This is a genomic window from Bradyrhizobium sp. 23AC, from assembly GCF_054863025.1.
In genome coordinates this window covers 513105-532340 of the sequence record NZ_JAVAYN010000002.1, presented here as the reverse complement: position 1 = coordinate 532340, position 19236 = coordinate 513105, and the positions used below count along the sequence as shown (strand labels likewise).

19 protein-coding genes are annotated in these 19236 nt (G+C 65.3%); 8 read left to right on the top strand and 11 right to left on the bottom strand.

Going from position 1 to position 19236, the window contains the following annotated elements; translation table 11 throughout:
- Positions 1 to 49: 49 nt before the first annotated feature.
- On the top strand, positions 50 to 1018 hold the full coding sequence (locus tag RAD10_RS07720; RefSeq protein WP_461616950.1) for an MBL fold metallo-hydrolase: 969 nt from the start codon (positions 50 to 52) through the stop codon (positions 1016 to 1018).
- A gap of 94 nt (positions 1019 to 1112) precedes the next feature.
- The gene (locus tag RAD10_RS07715) at positions 1113 to 2468 is read left to right on the top strand and encodes an esterase-like activity of phytase family protein (protein ID WP_461616949.1); all 1356 of its coding nucleotides are present in this window, start codon (positions 1113 to 1115) and stop codon (positions 2466 to 2468) included.
- A gap of 198 nt (positions 2469 to 2666) precedes the next feature.
- Here the strand turns inward: RAD10_RS07715 and RAD10_RS07710 are convergent, their stop codons facing one another.
- From RAD10_RS07710 to RAD10_RS07685, 6 genes are all read right to left on the bottom strand, one after another.
- Positions 2667 to 3497: a TonB family protein gene (locus RAD10_RS07710; RefSeq protein ID WP_461616948.1), complete on the bottom strand. Its 831-nt coding sequence runs from the start codon at positions 3495 to 3497 to the stop codon at positions 2667 to 2669.
- Positions 3497 to 3937 (bottom strand): TonB system transport protein ExbD, encoded by a 441-nt coding sequence (gene exbD / locus RAD10_RS07705; RefSeq protein WP_461616947.1) that lies wholly within the window; start codon positions 3935 to 3937, stop codon positions 3497 to 3499. Before exbD ends, RAD10_RS07710 begins: the two co-directional genes overlap by 1 nt.
- A gap of 3 nt (positions 3938 to 3940) precedes the next feature.
- Complete coding sequence (gene exbB / locus RAD10_RS07700) at positions 3941 to 4717, bottom strand: tonB-system energizer ExbB (protein WP_461616946.1); 777 nt, start codon at positions 4715 to 4717, stop codon at positions 3941 to 3943.
- Positions 4718 to 4743: 26 nt separating this feature from the next.
- Positions 4744 to 5259, bottom strand: coding sequence for a heme utilization cystosolic carrier protein HutX (gene hutX / locus RAD10_RS07695; protein ID WP_461616945.1), 516 nt, complete (start codon positions 5257 to 5259; stop codon positions 4744 to 4746).
- A gap of 23 nt (positions 5260 to 5282) precedes the next feature.
- A complete protein-coding gene (locus RAD10_RS07690) occupies positions 5283 to 5615 on the bottom strand; it encodes an antibiotic biosynthesis monooxygenase family protein (protein WP_091956483.1) in 333 nt (110 codons plus the stop codon).
- A 94-nt stretch (positions 5616 to 5709) separates the two neighbouring features.
- Complete coding sequence (locus RAD10_RS07685; RefSeq protein ID WP_461616944.1) at positions 5710 to 8061, bottom strand: TonB-dependent hemoglobin/transferrin/lactoferrin family receptor; 2352 nt, start codon at positions 8059 to 8061, stop codon at positions 5710 to 5712.
- Between the two features lie 267 nt (positions 8062 to 8328).
- Here RAD10_RS07685 and RAD10_RS07680 point away from each other — a divergent pair, with 267 nt between their 5' ends.
- The 4 genes from RAD10_RS07680 to RAD10_RS07665 are packed head-to-tail and all read left to right on the top strand — an operon-like array spanning position 8329 to position 11383.
- Complete coding sequence (locus tag RAD10_RS07680) at positions 8329 to 8535, top strand: hemin uptake protein HemP (RefSeq protein WP_461616943.1); 207 nt, start codon at positions 8329 to 8331, stop codon at positions 8533 to 8535.
- A gap of 6 nt (positions 8536 to 8541) precedes the next feature.
- Positions 8542 to 9495 (top strand): heme/hemin ABC transporter substrate-binding protein, encoded by a 954-nt coding sequence (locus tag RAD10_RS07675; protein ID WP_461616942.1) that lies wholly within the window; start codon positions 8542 to 8544, stop codon positions 9493 to 9495.
- Positions 9492 to 10583, top strand: coding sequence for a FecCD family ABC transporter permease (locus RAD10_RS07670; RefSeq protein WP_461616941.1), 1092 nt, complete (start codon positions 9492 to 9494; stop codon positions 10581 to 10583). The genes RAD10_RS07675 and RAD10_RS07670 overlap by 4 nt, the downstream gene beginning before the upstream one ends.
- Entirely contained in the window at positions 10580 to 11383 is an 804-nt protein-coding gene (locus RAD10_RS07665; RefSeq protein WP_461616940.1) for a heme ABC transporter ATP-binding protein, read from the top strand. Before RAD10_RS07670 ends, RAD10_RS07665 begins: the two co-directional genes overlap by 4 nt.
- Positions 11384 to 11506: 123 nt before the next feature.
- On the opposite strand, the gene RAD10_RS07660 is transcribed toward RAD10_RS07665, so the two are convergent.
- Both RAD10_RS07660 and RAD10_RS07655 read right to left on the bottom strand, forming a co-directional pair.
- Entirely contained in the window at positions 11507 to 13183 is a 1677-nt protein-coding gene (locus RAD10_RS07660; protein ID WP_461616939.1) for a mucoidy inhibitor MuiA family protein, read from the bottom strand.
- A 171-nt stretch (positions 13184 to 13354) separates the two neighbouring features.
- Entirely contained in the window at positions 13355 to 13975 is a 621-nt protein-coding gene (locus RAD10_RS07655) for a response regulator transcription factor (protein WP_461616938.1), read from the bottom strand.
- Positions 13976 to 14180: 205 nt separating this feature from the next.
- Between RAD10_RS07655 and RAD10_RS07650 the strand changes: the two genes are divergently transcribed.
- Entirely contained in the window at positions 14181 to 15218 is a 1038-nt protein-coding gene (locus RAD10_RS07650) for an AraC family transcriptional regulator (protein WP_461616937.1), read from the top strand.
- Positions 15219 to 15221: 3 nt separating this feature from the next.
- Here the strand turns inward: RAD10_RS07650 and RAD10_RS07645 are convergent, their stop codons facing one another.
- A complete protein-coding gene (locus tag RAD10_RS07645) occupies positions 15222 to 16433 on the bottom strand; it encodes an NnrS family protein (RefSeq protein ID WP_461616936.1) in 1212 nt (403 codons plus the stop codon).
- A gap of 127 nt (positions 16434 to 16560) precedes the next feature.
- Between RAD10_RS07645 and RAD10_RS07640 the strand changes: the two genes are divergently transcribed.
- The gene (locus tag RAD10_RS07640) at positions 16561 to 17271 is read left to right on the top strand and encodes a Crp/Fnr family transcriptional regulator (RefSeq protein ID WP_461616935.1); all 711 of its coding nucleotides are present in this window, start codon (positions 16561 to 16563) and stop codon (positions 17269 to 17271) included.
- 137 nt (positions 17272 to 17408) lie between these two features.
- Here the strand turns inward: RAD10_RS07640 and RAD10_RS07635 are convergent, their stop codons facing one another.
- Together RAD10_RS07635 and hemN are read right to left on the bottom strand one after the other, a co-directional pair.
- Positions 17409 to 17606, bottom strand: coding sequence for a DUF1858 domain-containing protein (locus RAD10_RS07635; RefSeq protein WP_028140266.1), 198 nt, complete (start codon positions 17604 to 17606; stop codon positions 17409 to 17411).
- A 190-nt stretch (positions 17607 to 17796) separates the two neighbouring features.
- Positions 17797 to 19149 (bottom strand): oxygen-independent coproporphyrinogen III oxidase, encoded by a 1353-nt coding sequence (gene hemN, locus RAD10_RS07630; RefSeq protein ID WP_461616934.1) that lies wholly within the window; start codon positions 19147 to 19149, stop codon positions 17797 to 17799.
- Positions 19150 to 19236 lie beyond the last annotated feature (87 nt).

The window sequence follows — 19236 nt, the reverse complement described above, 5'->3', positions numbered from 1 at the left end:
CGGGTAAGCGTTGGCGGGACCGATACTCGCTCCAGAAAGCGAGGATTCCATGGGATCGCCGAAACTTCCTTCACTGTCCCGACGAGGCTTTTGCCTGTGCTGCATCGGCGGCGCCTTCGCAGCCACCGCGGGCTGGCTCACCCCGCGCGAGGCCTATGCCGAGGCACGCGGCCTCGTCAGCCTGATCAAGGACAGCGCCGCGACATCGCCGATCACGACCTACAAGCTGCGCAACAACATCAGCGTGCTCGAAGGATCCGGCGGCAACATCGCCGTGCTGACGGGCCCGGACGGCAAGCTGCTGGTCGATGCCGGCATCGGCGTCTCGCGCCCTCAGCTCAGCAAGGCCCTCGCCGAGCTCGGCAGCGAGCCGGTCGCCCATCTGATCAACACGCATTGGCACTTCGACCATGCCGACGGCAATGAATGGCTGCACGCAGCCGGCGCGAAGATCATCGCGCACGAAAACACCCTCAAGCACCTGTCCGTCGTGCAGCGGGTCGAGGATTGGGACTACAATTTTCTGGCCTTGCCGGCCAGCGCGCTCCCGGCCCAGGTTTTTGCCAAGGAGCATCATCTCAAGGTCAACGGCGCATCGATCGCGCTGAAGTATTACGGGCCGGCCCATACCGACAGCGACGTCTCGGTATTGTTCGACGAGGCCAACATCCTGCACGCGGGCGACACCTTCTGGAACGGCATCTACCCGTTCATCGACTATACCACCGGTGGCAGCATCGACGGCATGATCGCGGCGTCCGACGCCAATCTGGCGATCGCCAGGAGCGATACCATCATCATCCCCGGTCACGGCAAGCCGGTCAGCAACAAGGCCGACCTCCAGGGATTCCGCGACATGCTGGTCGCGATCAGGGACAATGTCGGCAATCTCAAGAAGCAGGGAAAGACGCGGGACGAAGCGGTTGCCGCCAAGCCCACGGCCGCGTTCGATGCAAAGTTCGGCCAGTTCCTCGTCGATCCCGGCTACTTCACGAGGCTGGTCTATCAAGGCGTGTGAGGCGAGTAGATCGCGGCTGCGGCGTTTGGCCCGGTTTCACAAAACTGCAACACGCGATCCGCATAACGCGTGCGTCCGCCAACAGGAGACGCACATGCGCGCGACTTTTCTCAGCACCGTCGCAACGATCATTCTCGCCGCGAGCCCAGCGCTCGCGCAGAGCGAAGGTGAATTCCCCGCCAAGCTCGCCGGCCACGTGGTGATGCCGGCCGCCACGTTCATCGACGCCCCCGCCGATGCTCCCGCCGATCTCAAGACTTCAGGGAAATACACCACCGGCAAGCGCGTCGACGCGCTCGGCACCGTGATGGGCAAGTCCTATGAGCGCGCGACCGGCGTGTCGCTGCCGTTCAAGGGCCAGCCGCTGCAAGGGCATTCCGGCATCAAGACCATGCCCGACGGCAGCTTCTGGGTCATCACCGACAACGGCATGGGCGCGCGCGCCAACTCGCCGGATTCGATGCTGTACCTCAACCGCTACAAGATGGATTGGGCCGGCGGCAAGATCGAGCGGCTGGAGACGATCTTCCTGCACGATCCCGACAGAAAGGTCCCGTTCCGCATCGTGCATGAGGACACGCAGAAGCGCTACCTCACCGGGTCCGACTTCGACACCGAAGGCTTCCAGATCATCGGCGACACCTTCTGGATCGGCGACGAGTTCGGTCCCTACATCCTGAAGGCCGACAAATCAGGCAAGATCCTGGCCGTGTTCGATACGGTTGCCGACGGCAAGCCGGTGCGGTCGCCGGACAATTGGGCCGTGGCGACGCCGGGCGCGCCGGGCGCGACCTACACCAACGTCAACCTCCGCCGCTCCAAGGGCTATGAGGGCTTTGCGTCCTCCAAGGACGGCAAGTTCCTCTACGGCCTGCTCGAGGGACCGCTGTGGGACGCCGAGAAAAAGGACTGGGAGAAGGTCGACGGCAAGGAAGCCTCCCGCATCCTCGAATTCGACATCGCTGCGGAGAAATTCACCGGCCGTTACTGGCAGTATGTGTTCGAGCAGAACGGCAACGCCATCGGCGATTTCAACATGATCGATCAGGCCTCCGGCCTCATTATCGAGCGGGACAACGGCGAAGGCACGGCCGACAAGGCCTGCCCGCAGGGGCAACGCGGCGAGAACTGTTTTCCGGATCTTGCCAAGTTCAAGCGCATCTACAAGATCGAGCTCACGGAGGCCAATGTCGGCAAGCCCGTGCGCAAGATCGGCTACATCGATCTCATGAAGATCAGGGATCCCGACAAGAAAGCGAGGAAGCCGCTCAACGACGGCGTCTACACCTTCCCGTTCTTCACCATCGAGAACGTCGATCGCGTCGACGACACCCACATCATCGTCGGCAACGACAACAATCTGCCGTTCTCCTCCAGCCGCGATCCCAACAAGGCCGACGACGACGAGTTCATGCTGCTCGAGGTCGCGGACTTCCTGAAGGCAAAGTGAGCGGATCGCCTGCCTTTCAGCCGCCACAAACTCCGCCGTCGTCCCTGCGAAAGCAGGGACCCATAACCCCGGACCGAAATCGTGGCACGAGATGGTTGCTACGAGCCTTCGCCAAACTCGGTCCTGTGGGTATGGGTCCCGGATCAGCGCTTCGCTTGTCCGGGACGACAGCTGAAGCTGTGGCGACAGCGGAGGCTCTCACCTCACCGTAAACTCCACCGGTATCGAAAAGCTCATCGACCCGTTCTTGATCTCATCCGGGAACGGCGGAAACGGCGAGGCCTGACGCACCGTCGACATGGCCAGGGCATCAAAGGCGGCAACGCCGGATGAGCCGGCAAGGCGGCTGGACGTGACCTGCCCGCTGCGGCTGAGGGTGAAGCTCAGCCTGGCAACGCCGCGCTGACCGCCGCCACCGCTCGGATATTGATGAAAGCGCATCAAATGCGCGCGGACGCGTTGATTGTAGGATGCAATCGCGGAGGCCGCCGCGCCGGCGTTCTGGGCCGATGCCATCGGCGCCTCACGCTCGGCGCGCGGTGGGGCGCTGGTGCGCGGCGCCGGCGTCGCATCCGACGGCTTCTTGGCCTCGCGGCGAACCACCTTCGGCTTCGCTGGGGCGGGCTTTTCGATCGGCACGATCTTCGCGGGCTCCGGCTTGGCCGGGGTCGGTTCCAGCTTCTGCTCCGGCGGCGCCACGACATCAGGCTTCTCCTGAGGCGGCGTCGGAGCAATGGTCTCCTCCGCCATCTGCTGCTGCACCGGCTCCGGCGGCGAGGCGTCGGCCTCCTGCATCACCGGTCCCGGCGCGGCGTCGTCCTGCGTCGACTGCGGCGCCGAGGTCACCTGTGCCATGTCGACCATGATCGCCGGCAGGCTGACGCCCAGTTCCGGTTGCGACCTGATCCAATTCATCGCAAGCAACGCGGCAGCCACATGCAACATCACGATCACCGCCGCCGAGAGGCCCCAGCGCGCGGTTTCGCGCTCTCGAAGCGGCTCGTGCAGGGTGAAGGCGTTGGCGTTCATCAGCTGCGTCCGTCGAGGCCGACAAGGGCGACCTTGAGATAGCCGGCATTGCGCAAGGTGTTCATCACCGCCATCAGGTCGCCATAGGAGACCGCCTTGTCGGCACGCAGATAGATGCGCTCGTCCTTGCGGCCCTTGGTGGCGGCATCGAGCGAGGTGCTGAGTGCGTCGCGGGCGACGACGTCTTCGCCAACTGCGATGGACAGGTCGGCCTTGACGGTGACGAAGACCGGCTTGTCGGGCCGCGGCGCCGGCTCTGCCGCGGTTGCCGGCAGATCGACGCCGATGTCGACGGTGGCGAGCGGGGCCGCCACCATGAAGATGATCAGCAGCACCAGCATCACGTCGATGAACGGCGTGACGTTGATCTCATGCGTGACCTCGAGATCATCCGGGTCGCCACGCTTGAGCGGCGAGCGTGCGCCGAGCTTTGCGCCCATGGCCTACTCCGCCGCCCGAGCCAGACGGAATTCTCTATGGTCGCGCTGCCGGCTGACCAGCAGCATGAGCTGCGCCGAGGCATCGCCGAGCAGAGCGCGATAATTGGCGATGCCGCGGACCAGGTGATTGTAGATCACGACCGCCGGGATCGCCGCGACGAGTCCGAGCGCAGTGGCGAGCAGCGCCTCCGCGATGCCGGGCGCGACCACCGCAAGGCTGGTGGTGTGGCTCTCGGAGATGCCGATGAAGGCGTTCATGATGCCCCAGACGGTCCCGAACAGGCCGACGAAGGGCGCAGTGGCGCCGATGGTCGCGAGCACGCCGGTGCCGCGCGCGATCTGCCGCGACATTGCCGCCTCCACCCGCTCCAGCCGCAGCGCCACCCGCTCCTGAAGGCCGTCGTCGAGGATGCCGCCCGAGAGCTCGGCTTCCCTGGCGCAGGACTGGATCAGCTGGGCGACGGCGTCGTGCGCGTCACCGGCCCGTGTCGATGCCTCGGCCAGCGTCATGTTGCCTTCGAGCGCGCGCGTCCGCTGCAAGGCGAGCGCGCCCTTGCGGCGCAGCTCGATGGTTTTGGCGAGCCAGACCGTCCATGTCACCAGCGAGGCGACGGCGAGCCCGATCATCACCGTCTTCACGATGATGTCGGCGCTAACGAACATGCCCCAGGGCGACAAATTGCGCGGTAACAGGGCTTCGTCGATCGCGAAGGCCGGTGTCGGCGCGAGCGCCAGCGCGATTGCAATGACCACGTGCCGAAGCCTGGACTTGCCTTGCATCCTGATCTCCCGACAACAGAGGGAAGCTACGCCATGGGATGTGCTGCGATCCGGGCCGCGAGCTGCCGGAACCGCGCCAGCTGATCCGCCCGCAGCGCCCTTGTCTCGTCGCGGCCGACGAAGACCTTGAACATGATGCCGCCCTCGACGTTCACGAACGCGACGAAGGCCGATGACTTGCCCATGAACGGGCGCTCGACGAAGGCAACGCCTGCGCAGCGCTCGTGGCGAAGATGGCCGTGCAGACCCTTCGGCTGCATCAGGTTGAAATAGCCGCGGCCGATCTCGCCCGCAGGAATAGCGCCCGTGAACTCGAAGATCGCATCATCGGTGTGCACGATCAGCGTGACCTCGCCCCACTCCGCGATGTCCTGCATAGCAGCGGCAAAATGCTCGCCGCCGCCAATGTGCACCATGGAGGATGGAAGCGCCTCGATCACGCTGCGCGGGCTGACCTTGCGCTCGCGCGCAACGTCCTCGATCACCGCGCCCGGATTGTCGGCCATATGGACCTTGAGATCGGCAAGATCGGTACTCAACATGTCCGGCTCCTCTCCATTGCAATCTAAGCGGCCGCGGCCTTGCGCTCGCTCTGGATCACCTCGAAGCCTTCGAACTTGGGATGGCCGAGATACAGGCTCTCGCCGGTCGAGTTGTCGGCGCGGGCATGGGCACGACGAAACTGGTCCGAGCGCGTCCAGGCCTCGAACGCCGCCTTGTCGACCCAGGTGGTGTGCGACGAATAGAGCGTGTGGTCCTCGGCCTCCGGGCCCTTCAGCAGGTGAAACTCGACGAAGCCCGGCATGCTGCCGAGATAGGATTCACGGGTGGCCCAGACGGTTTCGAACGCGGTCTCCGCGCCCTTCTTCACCTGGAAACGATTCATGGCGATGAACATCAAAGTCTCTCCTTCTGATCAAAACGAAACACGCCGAAGCCGCGCTGGAGCATCAGCGCGGCCCGGCGGAGATGTGGCGCTGCGAAGCTGGCGGCTACGCACCTCCAAAGTGGATCTTCATGCCGGCCTTGTAGACCCTGCCCGGTCCCGGGGCTGACCACAGCACGTCGTTCTGCGATGTGCCGTCGGTCGAGCTGCCGGGAATGGCGTAAGGCCGGTAGTACTGGTTCAAGAGATTGTCGATCGAAGCCGTGAACACGATGTCCCTGGTCGCATTGTAAGTCATGTACAAATTGACCAGCTCGTAGCCGGTCGCAGGCAGATAGCCGACGGGTACATCGTTGTTGGCACCGAACGAGGCCCATTGCGCCGTCAGGATCAGGGTGCGATCGAGCAGGCGCACGCCGCCGGTCGTGACGACCTTGCGCGGGGTGATGGTCGCGAGCCCGACATTGGTGACAGCGTTCTTGCCCTGGATGTAGTGACCGGCGACGCCGATGAACCAGTTGCCGGCATCGTACATCGTCTCCGCTTCGAAGCCCTGGATGCGGGCCTGCGCGATGTTCCGGTACTGGTAGAACTGGCTGAATGAGCCGAACGGCGGCACCGCGACCGGCGCCGAGGCGACGAGGTCGATATAGTCACTGACGTCGTTACGGAAGAGATTGATCTTGCCGCGGAACGAGTCACTGGCGCTGAATATGTTGTCGTACTTCAGATTGAAGCCGACCTCCTTGTTCTTGCCGACCTCAGGACGCAGGTTCGGGTTGGGCAGGAAGCAGAACAGGCCGACGGTGTTGTCCGGACAGGGGAAGAAGGCCGGTCCGCCACCGGTCGCATGCGCGCCGGAGATCACCGTCTCGGTGATCGATGGGGCGCGATAGCCTTCGGCGTAGCTGACATAAGGCTGGAAGCCCGGGACCGGAGTCACGCCGAGGGTGATCTTGGGCGAGAAGCGATCGCCACTCGCATTGGTACCGCCGGACTGCAGATTGTAACGGTCATAGCGGATCGCGCTCACCGCCTCGAACCACGTGTTGTAGTTCTGTTTCAGTTGAATGAAGCCGCCCGACACGGTGCGGATGCCGCCGGGCGTGGTGATGTTGGAATTGCCGCGGCTGTCGGTCGTGATGACGTCGTCCTGGAATGCGTCGACGCCGTAGGTCACCGCATTGCGCCAGTCGCCGACGTTGAAGCGCGTGGTGTTGTTGGCGTCGAAGCCAAACGTATCGAGGACATAGCCGCGCTTGTCACCGACACAGCCGGAGATGTTGTTACCGACATTGCCGGCGCCGCAATAGGCCGAGCCGGATGTCGAGTAGTGATAGGTCTTGGTCTGGTCGTTGTCGGTGCGATTGCCGTAGACCGATATGTGCGAGTCGAACAGATTGTCGCTCGGCAATGAATAGTTCCAGGAGATCGTACCGGTGTAGTTCTTGGTGTCGGACGCATAGACCGACGAGCCCTGATACAGCGCGCGCTGCGCCGCCGTCGCGACCGGGCCGCGGTTGAACTGGCCGACATCGTACTGGTAGTCCTGAAAGACGGCCCCGAACTTGACTTCGTGACCGATCGCGGGCCGCACGGTGAGCTTCATCAGCCCGCCTTCGACCTGGTTGCCGGTGTTGCCGATCTCGGTGCCGTTGCCGTCCTTGTAATTGCCTTGCGTGCGATAGACCGCGCCGCCGAAGATATCGACGTCGGGCGTGGCGCGCACGCCGCCGAAGACCGAGCCGAGGCCGCGATTGTTGTTGGAGCCGTAGGAGCCGGAGAGATCGACGCCCCAGCGCTCGCCGGGACGCAGCACATCGTCGATGTCCTTGGTGCGGAACGAGACCAGGCCGCCGATTGCGCCGGAGCCGTAGATGTTGGCGGTCGGACCGCGCACGACGTCGACGCCGCCGATCAATTCGGGATCGAGGAAGAAGGAGCCGTTGGCGTTGTGGCCGGTGCGCTGATAATTCTGCCGCGCGCCGTCGACGACGACAGCGACGCGTCCGAAATCCTGCAGACCACGAATGTTGATGACAGTCGCAGGATCATCGCCGCGTTCCTGGAACGACACGCCGGGTACAGCATAGAAGATGCCCGACAGCCGGTTCGGCTGAAGACCCTGGATCTGGTCGAGCGAGATCGAGCTGACCGGTGCGAGCGAGTCGATGGCGCGCTCCTTGGTCTTCGTTGCAGCCGCGGTGATGGTGTCGAGCGCCTGAACCTGCGCCGTGCCGCCGGCCTGGGCTCGGGCGTTGAGGACCTCCGGCGTTGCCTGCTGCGCGGCTAGCGGCTTCGCCGGCTTGCGCTTGGCCTGCTTCGGCCGTTCCGTCGACGCGCGTTCAGCCTGCGGCTCGGCGGTCTGTGCAAGACCACTCTCCGTCGTCATTGCCGCAAATGAAATTACCGACGCGCCCAAAATCAAGGCGCGCGAATACCTAGCCCCGTCAGCCATATCAGCCCCAGCCTGCACTTCACTCTATTATTTCAGGTCTTTTGGCTGGCGTGCGTTCGCAACGTGAACGACTGGCTGGCTGATTTCTCAAAACGCGGGCAGGTCACCCCGCCGCCATAATTGGTTACGTGGCAACACTCTGGGGGTCAATGACATCAGGTTGCAGTTTATATCGATTGTAAATTGCAGCCGTTGGAATGCGCTTCGTGCCGCTTATACAAACAAGCAAGCAGCACTCCAGAGTTTCGAAAGCGCATCACACCCCACATGTCAGCAACATCAGGAGACAGCAGCGGCGGCACGGCGGGATCGGCAGGAAGCCCTTCTGCGACAACGAGAACCCTCACCATGCGTGGGAGCCGGATCGACAGTCGCGAGCTGTTTGCGGCCGAGCGCGAGATCATCATCGCGCATGGCGAGGACAGCTATCGGCTTCGACTGACCTCGCAGAACAAGCTGATCCTGACGAAGTAACCTGTAATGACATTTTGTCGCACCTTCGCAAGCCTCCTGCTCTCCAGCACGATCGCGCTCGCCTCTGCCGCGCACGCCGCCGGCATCACCGTGCATGACGCGCGCAATCGCGACGTCGCCGTGACCGACTTCGCGCGCACGGTCTCGATCGGCGGCGCCATCACCGAGATCATCTATGCGCTCGGACTCGAGAACCGGCTGGTCGGCGTCGACACCACCAGCCTTTATCCAGCGGCGGCGCTGCACGACAAACCCAATGTCGGCTACATGCGCCAGATCTCCGCCGAAGGCGTGTTGGGCCTCAACCCCACCCTGATCCTGGCGATCCAGGGCTCGGGGCCGCACGCGACCCTGGAGATCCTGGAAGCGGCGAAAGTGCCGTTGGTGCTGGTGCCCGACACCTTCTCCGAGGACGGCCTGATCGAGAAGATAAGGCTGGTCGGCCACGCCATGGGCGTCGACGCGCGCGCCGCGTGCCTCAGCGCCGCGGTCGGCGCCGATTTTGCCCAGCTGCGCGCCCTGCGCGCCAAAGTGACCAAGCCGGTGCGCGTGATATTCGTGATGTCGCTCCAGAACGGGCGCGCCATGGTCGCCGGCCACAAGACCGCGGCCGACGAGATCATCCAGCTCGCCGGCGCCGCCAACGCCGTCGACGATTTTGACGGTTACAAGATCATCGGTGACGAGGCGATCGCGGCGGCAAGGCCCGACGTGGTGCTGTCGATCGAGCGCGGCAAGGACTCGCTGCAGGCCGACGCGATCTATGCTCATCCCGGCTTCGCCCTGACGCCGGTCGTGGCCAACAAGAGCCTCATCACCATGGACGGGCTCTATCTGCTCGGCTTCGGGCCACGGACGGCGGCGGCGGCGCGAGATCTCTCGGTAAAACTCTATCCGGCATTGGCCGAACCGGGCGCTGCATTCACCTCGGCGTTGTCGGCGGCGAATTGCCGGCAATGAGCGTGACGATCGGCACGGAAGTGCGCGGCTCGGAACGACGCCCCAGCGCGCGGCGGCGGTTCGCATCGTTCGCAATCCCTCTTCTGATCGCGGTGCTCGCGGTCGCCGCGATCGTGGCGCTGAGTTTCGGCGCCGCCGGCATTCCCCTCTCCCGCCTGCCTGCCGCACTCGGGCTATCAGGCGAAAGCACGGCGATGACGGCCCGCGACCAGCTCGTGCTGTGGTCGATCCGCGTCCCCCGGATCGCGGCGGCGGCGATGGTCGGCGGCTTGCTCGCCGCGGCCGGCGCAATCATGCAAGGGCTGTTTCGTAACCCGCTCGCCGATCCCGCGCTGGTCGGCGTTTCCAGCGGCGGCGCGCTCGCAGCGGCAAGCGCGATCGTTTTCACCGATTCGCGCTTCGGCGAGACGCTGCGCTTCCTTCAGACCGAGCTCCTGCCGCTCGCGGCATTCGCGGGATCGCTGGCCACGACCGCGATGCTCTACGGCATCTCGAGCCGCTCGGGCCGCACCTCGATCGCGGTCTTCCTGCTCGCCGGCGTCGCCATCACCGCCATCGCCAATGCCGGCATCGGGCTTCTGGTGTTCATCGCCGACGACCGCCAGCTCCGCGACATCACGTTCTGGCTGCTAGGCTCCATGAGCGGGGTGACCTGGACCAAGACCGCCGTGTTGGCGCCGGTCCTCATCATCGGGCTTGCCACCTGCGCCTTCATCGCGCGCGGCCTCGATCTCCTGGTGCTCGGCGAGGCCGACGCCTTTCACGGCGGCGTCGACGTCGAGCGTCTCAAGCGGATCTCGATCGTCATGGTCTCCGCCATGACCGGCGTCGCGGTGTCGATCAGCGGCGTCATCGGCTTCGTCGGCATCGTCGTGCCGCATCTGCTCCGTCTCGTCATTGGACCTGCGCATCGGCTGCTGTTGCCGGCCTCGGTGCTGCTCGGCGCGATCCTGATGGTCGGCGCCGACACACTGGCCCGCACGATCGTGGCACCGGCGGAGATGCCGATCGGCATCCTGACCGCAGCGGTCGGCGCGCCGGTCTTCCTCTTCATCCTGCTGCGGCAGCGCGGGCTGGCCTCGCTATGAGCGCCGTGATCGAGGCGCGCGCCTTGAGCAAGCGCGCCGGCCGCGCGACGCTGCTCGATGGCGTCGGCCTGACGGTTGCGGCCGGCGAGATGGTCGCGATCATCGGCCCGAACGGCGCCGGCAAGTCGACGCTGCTGCGGTTGCTCTCCGGCGATCTCCGCCCGAACGAGGGCGCGGTGCGCCTGAAGCAGCGCGATATCAGCAGCTATACGCCCCGGGAGCTCGCCGCGCGCCGCGCGATGCTGTCCCAGCACATCAACGTCACCTTCCCCTTCACCGTCGAGGAGATCGTGTTGATGGGCGCGGGCGAGCGCAGCGCGCGTGAAGCAGGCGCGCTCGTCGACGCTGCCCTCGACGAGGTTGGGCTAGCCCATTTCCGCGAACGGCAACTGCCAACGCTATCAGGCGGCGAACAGCAGCGCGCCCATTTCGCCCGCGTGCTGGTGCAGCTCGCCTGCGGCGAAGCCGAGCATGGCCCGGGACTTCTGCTGCTGGACGAGCCGACCTCGAGCCTGGATCTGCGCCACCAGATCGACCTCGTCGAAGCCGCGCGCCGCCGTGCGGCCGGCGGCACCGCAGTCATCGCGATCCTGCACGACCTCAATCTCGCGATCCGCTTCGCCGACCGGCTGGTCGTGCTGGCCGGCGGCAAGCTCGCCGCAGATGGCCCGCGCGCGGATGTCGTCACCCGCGAGATCATCCGTGACATCTTCGAGATCGATGCCGTCGTCCATCAAGGCGACGACGGCGTGCCTTACGTGCTGCCGCAGTCGATGCGGGCGATGGTGCCGCCACGATGAAGGTGCGCTCCCTCCCCCGCTTAGGGGTGGGGAGAGGGTGTCTCGACAACGAAGTCTCCCCAAGGGGAGAGAACCCTCCCCCGCAAGCGGGAGAGGGGGCGCACCTCGTTCGTGGCTAGCAACCTACCCCGCCGGGACGATCACCATGCTCTTGTCCTTCGGCCAGCGGATGCGCCAGGCGAAGTTGATATCCTTGACTTCGCCCGGCTTGGCGTCGAACGACCATTCCAGCACGCCGCGGCGGTCGCGGATGTTGCTGGCGGTCGGCGGCGTGCTCGCGGGCAGCATTTCGACGACGATGTCCTCGCTCTCGCTGACCGGCAACTGATCCTCGATCGCAACCTTGATCGGGAAATCATGACCGTTGCGGATGGTGGTCTTGAACGTGCGCTCGTCGGTCTTGGATGTCGTGACCAGCAGGCCGGCCGAGCCCTCGTTGCGCTTGAGCACCGCGCGCTCGATTCTCACCTTGTCGTCGGCGCCGAAGCCGAGCCGCACGATGTCGTCCTTGGCGGAAGCGGAGAGCTTGCCGCGACCGACAAAGACGCCGTCGCGGTAGATCGCGACCTTGCCCGGCAGCAGCGTCGTATCATCGGTCTGCTTGAAGCTGGCTTCGAGGAAGGCGGTCGGGTCCAGCACCGGTGCGGCGCGGACCGCGAGGTCGGCGGGCACCGTCATCGCTGCAATCCGCAGGCTCTTGGCGCCCTCGGCGGCGCCGAGGCTGACGCGGCCGGGAATTTTGAACGTCGCCTGGAAATCCCCGATCTCGGCAATTGCCTGCTGCTCGTCGGCACGTTCGCGCGGCTCGGCCGCCTCCGCGATCTTGGCCATCGCTGGCGATTGCATCTGGCGCAGGACCGGCGCGGGCCGCGCCAGATCGGAGACCGAGCCTGCTGCCAGCGGCTTCGGCACCTGGGGATATTGCGCGACCAGCGAATGCAGCTCCGGCGCACTGCCGCCGCGGCTGATGCGGGTCGTGGAGACGCCGAGCGTCACGTTGGACCAATCCTCGCCGGTCGATTGCGTGATCTCGGCGCGGCGGATCAGCTCGAGCTGCGGCTTGCGATCCTTGGCGCCGGTGTCGAGCCGGGCGTCATAGAGCGGCATCCAGCGCGCATTGCGTACGGCATAAGTCACGCGCAGCGTCGCCTTCGTCGCAGCAGTCGCGGCAACGTCCATGCGAACCTCGAGCTTGCTCGGCGGCTTGGCCTTGCGCTCGACCTCGAGTTGGGCGATCTGCCGGTCGATCTCGCGCGTCTTGCGCGTGGCGTCGCGAACGGCGGTATCGGCGCTCGCAATTTCTTCGCCGACCGCAGCAAAGGCCGTGCGCCATTCGGCGATCGGCCGCGCCTCGCCCTTGTCGCCGATCCCCGCGGGAGAGGTTTCCGCGAAGTGCTCCGCAAACTTGCGCCGGGCATTCGCCGAGTCGATCGCGCCCTGCAAATCGGCGCGCTGATCGTTCAAGGCCTCGATGCGCTTTTCCAGCTCGGGCAGATTGACCGGCGCGGCGCGAGGCGACCGCGCATCGATCGTGCCGATAGTGAGCTTTGCGCCGCCCTCACCCTCGACCCGGATGGAGGAGGCATCGAGACCAAGCGGGAAGTCCTTGGCAACAAGCGTCGAATCCCCGGACGGCAAATCGACCGTGATGACGCGGGTGACGGTGGCGCCATCGGGGTAAACCGTGACCGTATCGATCGCCGAATTGGCGTCCAGATCGGCGGCCCATGACGGCGACGCCGCCGCCATGGTGACCAGAACCAGGCTCGTCGTTGCCAAATATCTTGCGGTGATGCGCATGAAGTCCCTCCTGCCGTATCGCCGCGCCGCCAGCCGGACGCGCGCGATCGAATGCCTCGCCAACATGGTTGGACGCGGCAGGGAAGGAACTGGTTCGATTGGGGTTTCCGTGGGGCGCCGCGGCGGCGGCACCAAGGCTGCGGAACGTATCGCAGTCCCCCGCGGCAGGCCTCAGGCCTGGGTCGACGCCCCCTGGCCGAAGATACGGCGGAGCAGATCGGTCACGTTCTTGGCCCCGGCTTTCTTCAGGACGCCGGCGCGATAGCCCTCGACGGTCCGTGCACTCAGATGCATGCGCCGGGCGATCTCCTTGTTGGTCAGGCCGGCAGCGAGGTGCTCGAGCACGTCGCCCTCACGCTCGGTCAAGGGCTCGCAGCCGGGGAGCCAGCGCCGCCGGCTCGTGCCGGGCTGCGCGAATTCGTCGATGGCGGCATCGATCCGGCCGATGATGTCGTGGGTGCGGAACGGCTTTTCGATGAAGTCGGCCGCGCCGCTCTTGATGGCGTCGACCGCCATGGCGATGCTGCCATTCGCCGAGGTCACCAGCACCGGCGCCATGCAGTTCTCCTCGCGCAGTCGCCTCAGCATGTCGAGGCCGGAGCGATCGGGCGGCAGCTCCATCAGCACGCAGGCCGGCATCCGCGCCTTTGCTTCGGACAGGAGTGCGGCACCGTCAGCGAAGCAGATCACGTCATAGGCGCTCTGTTGGAGCGCAGTCGAAAGTTGTTCGCGGGAGGCAGCGTCGGTGTCGATGACGAATACCTCGCCCTTGGAAAGCATGTTTCCCGGCATAATTCCGATCCAGCAATGTCTTGGTCAAATGGTCCGAGACGGAAAGCGGGCCGCGTCGCCCTGCCGCGCCGTCGTGAGCACGGCATTCACGCCAATGCTTCGGTTTCCCCTATGTATGTTCCGGCCGGTTCCTGGATTTGACGGATCGAGACAGAAACTTTACATTTCGGGACATCTGCGGGAATGGCTGGCAGGAACGGTTCGCATGACCGACCTCGTTCGCAGCGCAGGCTTGAGCTATTACCCGGAGATCGCCCGGTCGGTCGGGCTCGATCCCAAACAGATGATGCGCAAGGCCAGGCTGCCGCTGGCCTGCCTCGACAAGCCCGATACGCCCATTGCCGTCGCCGGCCTGCGCCGTCTGCTCGAATTGTCGGCGGAGGCCTCCGGCGCCGAAGATTTCGGCTTGCGTCTCGCCGAGCGTGGCGGCCTGACCAATTTCGGTGCGGTCGGCCTGATCGTGCGCGAACAGGCGACTGTCGGCGAGGCGATCGACGCATTTTCGCGCTTCATCCACATCCATCATGACGGCATGCGGCTGGACGTTGCGCGCGACGGGCAGATCGTGACGGCCACGCTGCACCTGCGCGGCCGGCGGCCGAGCGCGCCGCGCCAGGCGATCGACATGGTGCTCGGCAGCATCCACCGCATCATCCAATCGCTGTACGGCCATGACTGGCGGCCGCAGGAGGTCCACCTGCATTACCCGCCGCCGCGCGATCGCAAGCGCTATCGCGAGTTCTACGGCTGCCGCGTGACCTTCAACGCCGAACACGATGCGATGCTGCTCTCGGCGCGCGACATGGAGCGCCGGATCCCGAGCGCGCATCCCCTGATCGCGAGCTATCTGCGCAAGCGGATCGAGGCGATCGAGACCCGGCCGGCAAGTTGGGAAGGGAAGGTCGACGAGGTCGTGCGGACCCTGCTCGCCGGCGGCGACTGCACCGTCGAGCGCGTCGCCGAGCATCTTGCCTGCACCCGCCGTACCATCCACCGGCATCTGGCCGCATCAGGCACCAGCTTCTCGGCCATCCTGGATGCGCAACGCGCCGATCTCGTGATCCAGCTGATCGAGGACCCCGACCGGCCGCTGGCTGACATCGCAACCCAACTCGGCTTCTCCGCGCAGAGCGCCATGGCGCGCTGGTTCCGCGGCCGGTTCGGCTGCACCGTCACCGACTGGCGCAAGGGCGTTCGGCCTCCGACACCGCCGCCCGATGCGCCCTCGGCGACCGCAGCCTGAGTTTCAGCGCGCCGGAGCAGGCACGCCCATCGTGGCGAGGGCACGCCGCCGGCTGCCGGCGAGCAGCGGGCCGAACGCGACGGCAAATCCGAGGAACGCGACGAGCCAGCCGCAGGCGGCGATGTGCAACAACAGATCGCTGTGCGCGGGCAACACCACGGCGGCGACCCGCGCCAGGGCCGCGATGATGATCGCAGCATAGATTCCCTGGGTCGCCGGCGAAGCGGTCAACGCCTGTCCGGTGTGACCGAGGCTCGCGCGGGTCATCACCGCCAACGTCATGGTTCCCGCCGCGCCCGTCATCCAGGCGTGGATGCCGGCGCTTGGCGGCAGCGCTCCGAAAACCGCGACGGCGTGCAGGATAAAGCCGAGCGGCACGAAGACGTAGCCAATATGCAGGATCACCAGCAGTCGCTCGCGAAAAGTGCGATCGCCGGCCCAGCGCGCAAGCCGCACCAGATGCAGCCCGCCGACCAGCGCCATCAGGACACCGGTGACGACATTCAGCGGCGCCACGATCCAGAAGATGAGCGCGAGCGCGCTGCATCCGATCACTGCGCCGTCGAAGCGTCCGAACGGCACCGGCAGGCGGCCGGGATTGAACTTGACCAGCCAGTTGCGAGTGAAGCTCGGAATGATGCGGCCTCCGATCAGCGAGATCAGCAGCATGACCACCCCGATGCCGACGCGGATGCTGAAATCAGCCGCGCCCTGGTAGTGCGCCTCGAGATGAAAAGCGACGTTGCCGGCGAGCAGAACGGACACCAGTGCCACCACGGGCAGGTTGCGCCAGTTGCCGCCTGCGATAATCTCGCGCGCCGCGGCGGCGACCACCAGCGCCAGGAAGGCGGCATCGACGAGGAGCGCAAACGCCCAGCCGGTATCGGCCGACAACGTCACCGCGATACGTCCGGCAAGCCAGACCATCACCAACGCCCCCAGCGAGGTGCCCTGGATCGGCAGCCGCCCGGTCCAGTTCGGGATGGCCGTGAACAGGAACCCGGTGATCACCGCCGGCAGGAAGCCGTAGAGCATCTCGTGGACGTGCCAGTCACGCGGCGCAAACGCGGAACTCACCGACAATTCGCCGTAGAACATCGGCAGCCAGGCCAGGATCGATAGCCCCGCCTGGATCGCGGCGAGCAGGAAAAAGGGCCGAAAACTGTTCGCAAACAGCGGCCAGCCCTCAAAGTTGCGGGATCGGGCGCCAGCCATGGGTCAACTCCAATAAATTCAGTCGTTGTCTGGAAAAATACTGCCACTCAGCCGTCCCGTTTTGCGCTATCGCAAACTATCGAACGATTGCAGGTGCCATCACACTCCCTGATGCCAAGGAGGCAGAATGGCCAAGGTCGACACATCGCTGGTTGCGCATTTGCCGCTGTTTGCCGGAGTCACGCCGGAAGCTTTGGACGAAATCCTGCGTGAGGCCCGTTCGGCGCGCTATCCCAAGAACAGCGCCATTTTCGAGCAGGGGGCGGATGCGCAGTCCTTCTTCCTGCTGCTGCACGGCCATGTCCGCGCGGCCAAGACCACGCCGACCGGCGAGCAGATCGTGGTCCGCTACGTCGCGCCCGGCGAAACGTTCGGGCTCGCCATGGCGATCGGAGCCGTGCAGTATCCGGCGACGGCGATGGCGGTCGATGACAGCGTGGTGCTGATCTGGCCAACCTCGGCCTGGCCGCGGCTGATCGAGCGATTTCCCTCCCTGGCCGCCAACACGCTCCAGACCGTCGGCACGCGGCTCCAGGAAAGCCACACCCGCATCCTGGAAATGTCGACGCAGCAAGTCGAACAGCGCGTCGCGCATGCGCTGCTGCGCCTCGCCAAGCAGTCCGGCAAGAAGCTCGACCACGGCATCGAGATCGACTTCCCGATCAGCCGCCAGGACATCGCGCAGATGACCGGAACCACACTGCACACCGTCAGCCGCATCCTGAGCGGCTGGGAGAGCCAAGGCCTCGTCGAGAGCGGCCGTCAGCGCATCATCCTGCGCGATCCGCACAGGATCGTCATGTTGGCGGAGCGGAGCGCCGACAGCGGCGCGGCGTGACAGCCGCGCCGGGACGTCTCCGCTCAAGATAGGGATTAAGATAGGGATCGAGATAGGGGTGAGGGGCGCTTCCGCTTACGGCGAAAGCCGTCCCTCACCCGGGAATCCGCGCGCGCCCGCGCGAATTCCGGACCGCTTCACGCCGGTACGCAATCGCACAACGCGGCGAGGAATTTTTCGCGGTCGATGCCATGCTCGCGGCAGGCATCATCCACCGTGTGGAAGGTTGCGATCGGGCAACCGACACAAGCCATCCTGAAGGCCAGAAACACGCGGATCGTGTGCGGCGCGGTACGCATGATGTCATCGACCAGATCGTCGGATCCAAAAGACATGGACAACTCCGTTCCGACACGACGATAACGGAGGTGACCTGAGTTTCTTTGTTGGAGCGCAAGCTGTTGCCCGTTCCTCCGCCGTCATTCCGGGGCGCGCCTTTTGGCGCGAGCCCGGAATCCATCGTGCAGCGGATGACATGGAGGAATGGATTCCGGGCTCGCGCTTCGCGCGGCCCGGAATGACCAGTTACACAGCCCGGCTGTGCAGCTGCTTCGCCGGATTGAGATGCGCGTCGAACGCGGCCGCGACGCTGCGGACCAGGAAGCGCGAATCCTTTGCAACTGCGAGGCGGTTGCCATCCAGCCTCACGATGCCGTCGGAGATCAGCGGCTTCAGACGCGCAGCCGAATTCAGCATCGCCCCCGCCTCCGCGCCATGGCGCGCGCAGATGTCGCCGAGGTCGGCGCTGAACTCGCACATGATGCGTTCGATGATGTCCGCGCGCAGCCGGTCGTCGTCGGTGAGCCCATAGCCCTTGGCGGTGGCGAGACGGCCGGCGGCGATGCTCTGCGCATAGGCGCCGATCTGCACCTCGTTCTGGACGTAACCCTGCGGCAAATGCCCGATCGCGCTCGCGCCGAAACCGAGCAGGACTTCGCTCTTGTCAGTAGTGTAGCCCTGAAAATTGCGCCGCAGCGTCCGTTCCTCGAAGGCCACTGCCATGGAATCGTCGGGTCGTGCGAAATGATCGAGCCCGATCTGCACGTAACCGGCCTCCTTCAATGCATTCGCGATCGCGCAAGCCTGGTCGTGGCGCGCGAGTCCGTCCGGCAACACGGCCTCGTTGATCATCTGCTGGTGCTTCTTGAAGCTGGGCACATGAGCGTACCCGAACACGGAGAAGCGGTCGGGCGCGAGCGTGAGGCTGCGCCGGACCGTATCCAGACACGACGCGACGGTCTGGTGCGGCAGCCCGTAGATCAGGTCGAAATTGAGACCCTCGATGCCGGCGCGCCGGAGCATGTCGACCACGGAAGCCGTCTGCTCGAAGCTTTGCACGCGGTTGATCGCCCGCTGCACCACGGGATCGAAGCTCTGCACGCCAAGGCTCGCACGGTTGACGCCGGAGAGCCGCATGGCATCGACCATGTCGGCGGTCAATGTGCGGGGATCGATCTCGACCGCGATCTCAGCCGAGGGTAGCACGAAGAACTTCTGGCGCATCGTCGCCATCAACTCGGCGAAAGCTTCCGGCTGCATGATCGTCGGCGTGCCGCCGCCGAAATGGATATGCTCCACCTTGATGCGGCGGCCGATGGTTTCGGCGACCTGCACGATCTCGTTGCGCAGCGTCCGCTGATAGCCGGCGATGAGCTCGTCGCGGCGGACGATCTGGGTATGGCAGCCGCAATACCAGCACATCTCGCGGCAGAACGGCACGTGGAGATAGAGTGACGCGCTGGCGCCCGCCGGCAGCTCCGCCAACCAGCTGGCGTAGGCGTCCGGTCCGACCGCCGTCGAAAAATGCGGTGCGGTCGGATAGCTCGTGTAGCGTGGCAATCGTTCTTCGCCGTAGCTCGCCGCAAGATCAGCTCTCATGTCTTACCCATTCGTAAATTTCCGCCGTGCGCAGACATCACGGCAAATCACGGAATGCACTCCAATAACCCGGATCCGCGGAGGCGA

Bases quoted from the DNA above. Each gene is read 5' to 3' on its own strand.
- RAD10_RS07670 (WP_461616941.1), top strand. From the start codon at position 9,492: ATGAGCGTGACGATCGGCACGGAAGTGCGCGGCTCGGAACGACGCCCC.
- RAD10_RS07675 (WP_461616942.1), top strand. From the start codon at position 8,542: ATGACATTTTGTCGCACCTTCGCAAGCCTCCTGCTCTCCAGCACGATC.
- RAD10_RS07640 (WP_461616935.1), top strand. From the start codon at position 16,561: ATGGCCAAGGTCGACACATCGCTGGTTGCGCATTTGCCGCTGTTTGCC.
- RAD10_RS07720 (WP_461616950.1), top strand. From the start codon at position 50: ATGGGATCGCCGAAACTTCCTTCACTGTCCCGACGAGGCTTTTGCCTG.
- RAD10_RS07660 (WP_461616939.1), bottom strand. From the start codon at position 13,183: ATGCGCATCACCGCAAGATATTTGGCAACGACGAGCCTGGTTCTGGTC.
- exbD (WP_461616947.1), bottom strand. From the start codon at position 3,937: ATGGGCGCAAAGCTCGGCGCACGCTCGCCGCTCAAGCGTGGCGACCCG.
- RAD10_RS07680 (WP_461616943.1), top strand. From the start codon at position 8,329: ATGTCAGCAACATCAGGAGACAGCAGCGGCGGCACGGCGGGATCGGCA.
- RAD10_RS07655 (WP_461616938.1), bottom strand. From the start codon at position 13,975: ATGCCGGGAAACATGCTTTCCAAGGGCGAGGTATTCGTCATCGACACC.
- RAD10_RS07710 (WP_461616948.1), bottom strand. From the start codon at position 3,497: ATGAACGCCAACGCCTTCACCCTGCACGAGCCGCTTCGAGAGCGCGAA.
- hutX (WP_461616945.1), bottom strand. From the start codon at position 5,259: ATGTTGAGTACCGATCTTGCCGATCTCAAGGTCCATATGGCCGACAAT.
- RAD10_RS07715 (WP_461616949.1), top strand. From the start codon at position 1,113: ATGCGCGCGACTTTTCTCAGCACCGTCGCAACGATCATTCTCGCCGCG.
- RAD10_RS07645 (WP_461616936.1), bottom strand. From the start codon at position 16,433: ATGGCTGGCGCCCGATCCCGCAACTTTGAGGGCTGGCCGCTGTTTGCG.
- RAD10_RS07650 (WP_461616937.1), top strand. From the start codon at position 14,181: ATGACCGACCTCGTTCGCAGCGCAGGCTTGAGCTATTACCCGGAGATC.
- RAD10_RS07690 (WP_091956483.1), bottom strand. From the start codon at position 5,615: ATGTTCATCGCCATGAATCGTTTCCAGGTGAAGAAGGGCGCGGAGACC.
- RAD10_RS07635 (WP_028140266.1), bottom strand. From the start codon at position 17,606: ATGTCTTTTGGATCCGACGATCTGGTCGATGACATCATGCGTACCGCG.
- hemN (WP_461616934.1), bottom strand. From the start codon at position 19,149: ATGAGAGCTGATCTTGCGGCGAGCTACGGCGAAGAACGATTGCCACGC.
- RAD10_RS07665 (WP_461616940.1), top strand. From the start codon at position 10,580: ATGAGCGCCGTGATCGAGGCGCGCGCCTTGAGCAAGCGCGCCGGCCGC.
- RAD10_RS07685 (WP_461616944.1), bottom strand. From the start codon at position 8,061: ATGGCTGACGGGGCTAGGTATTCGCGCGCCTTGATTTTGGGCGCGTCG.
- exbB (WP_461616946.1), bottom strand. From the start codon at position 4,717: ATGCAAGGCAAGTCCAGGCTTCGGCACGTGGTCATTGCAATCGCGCTG.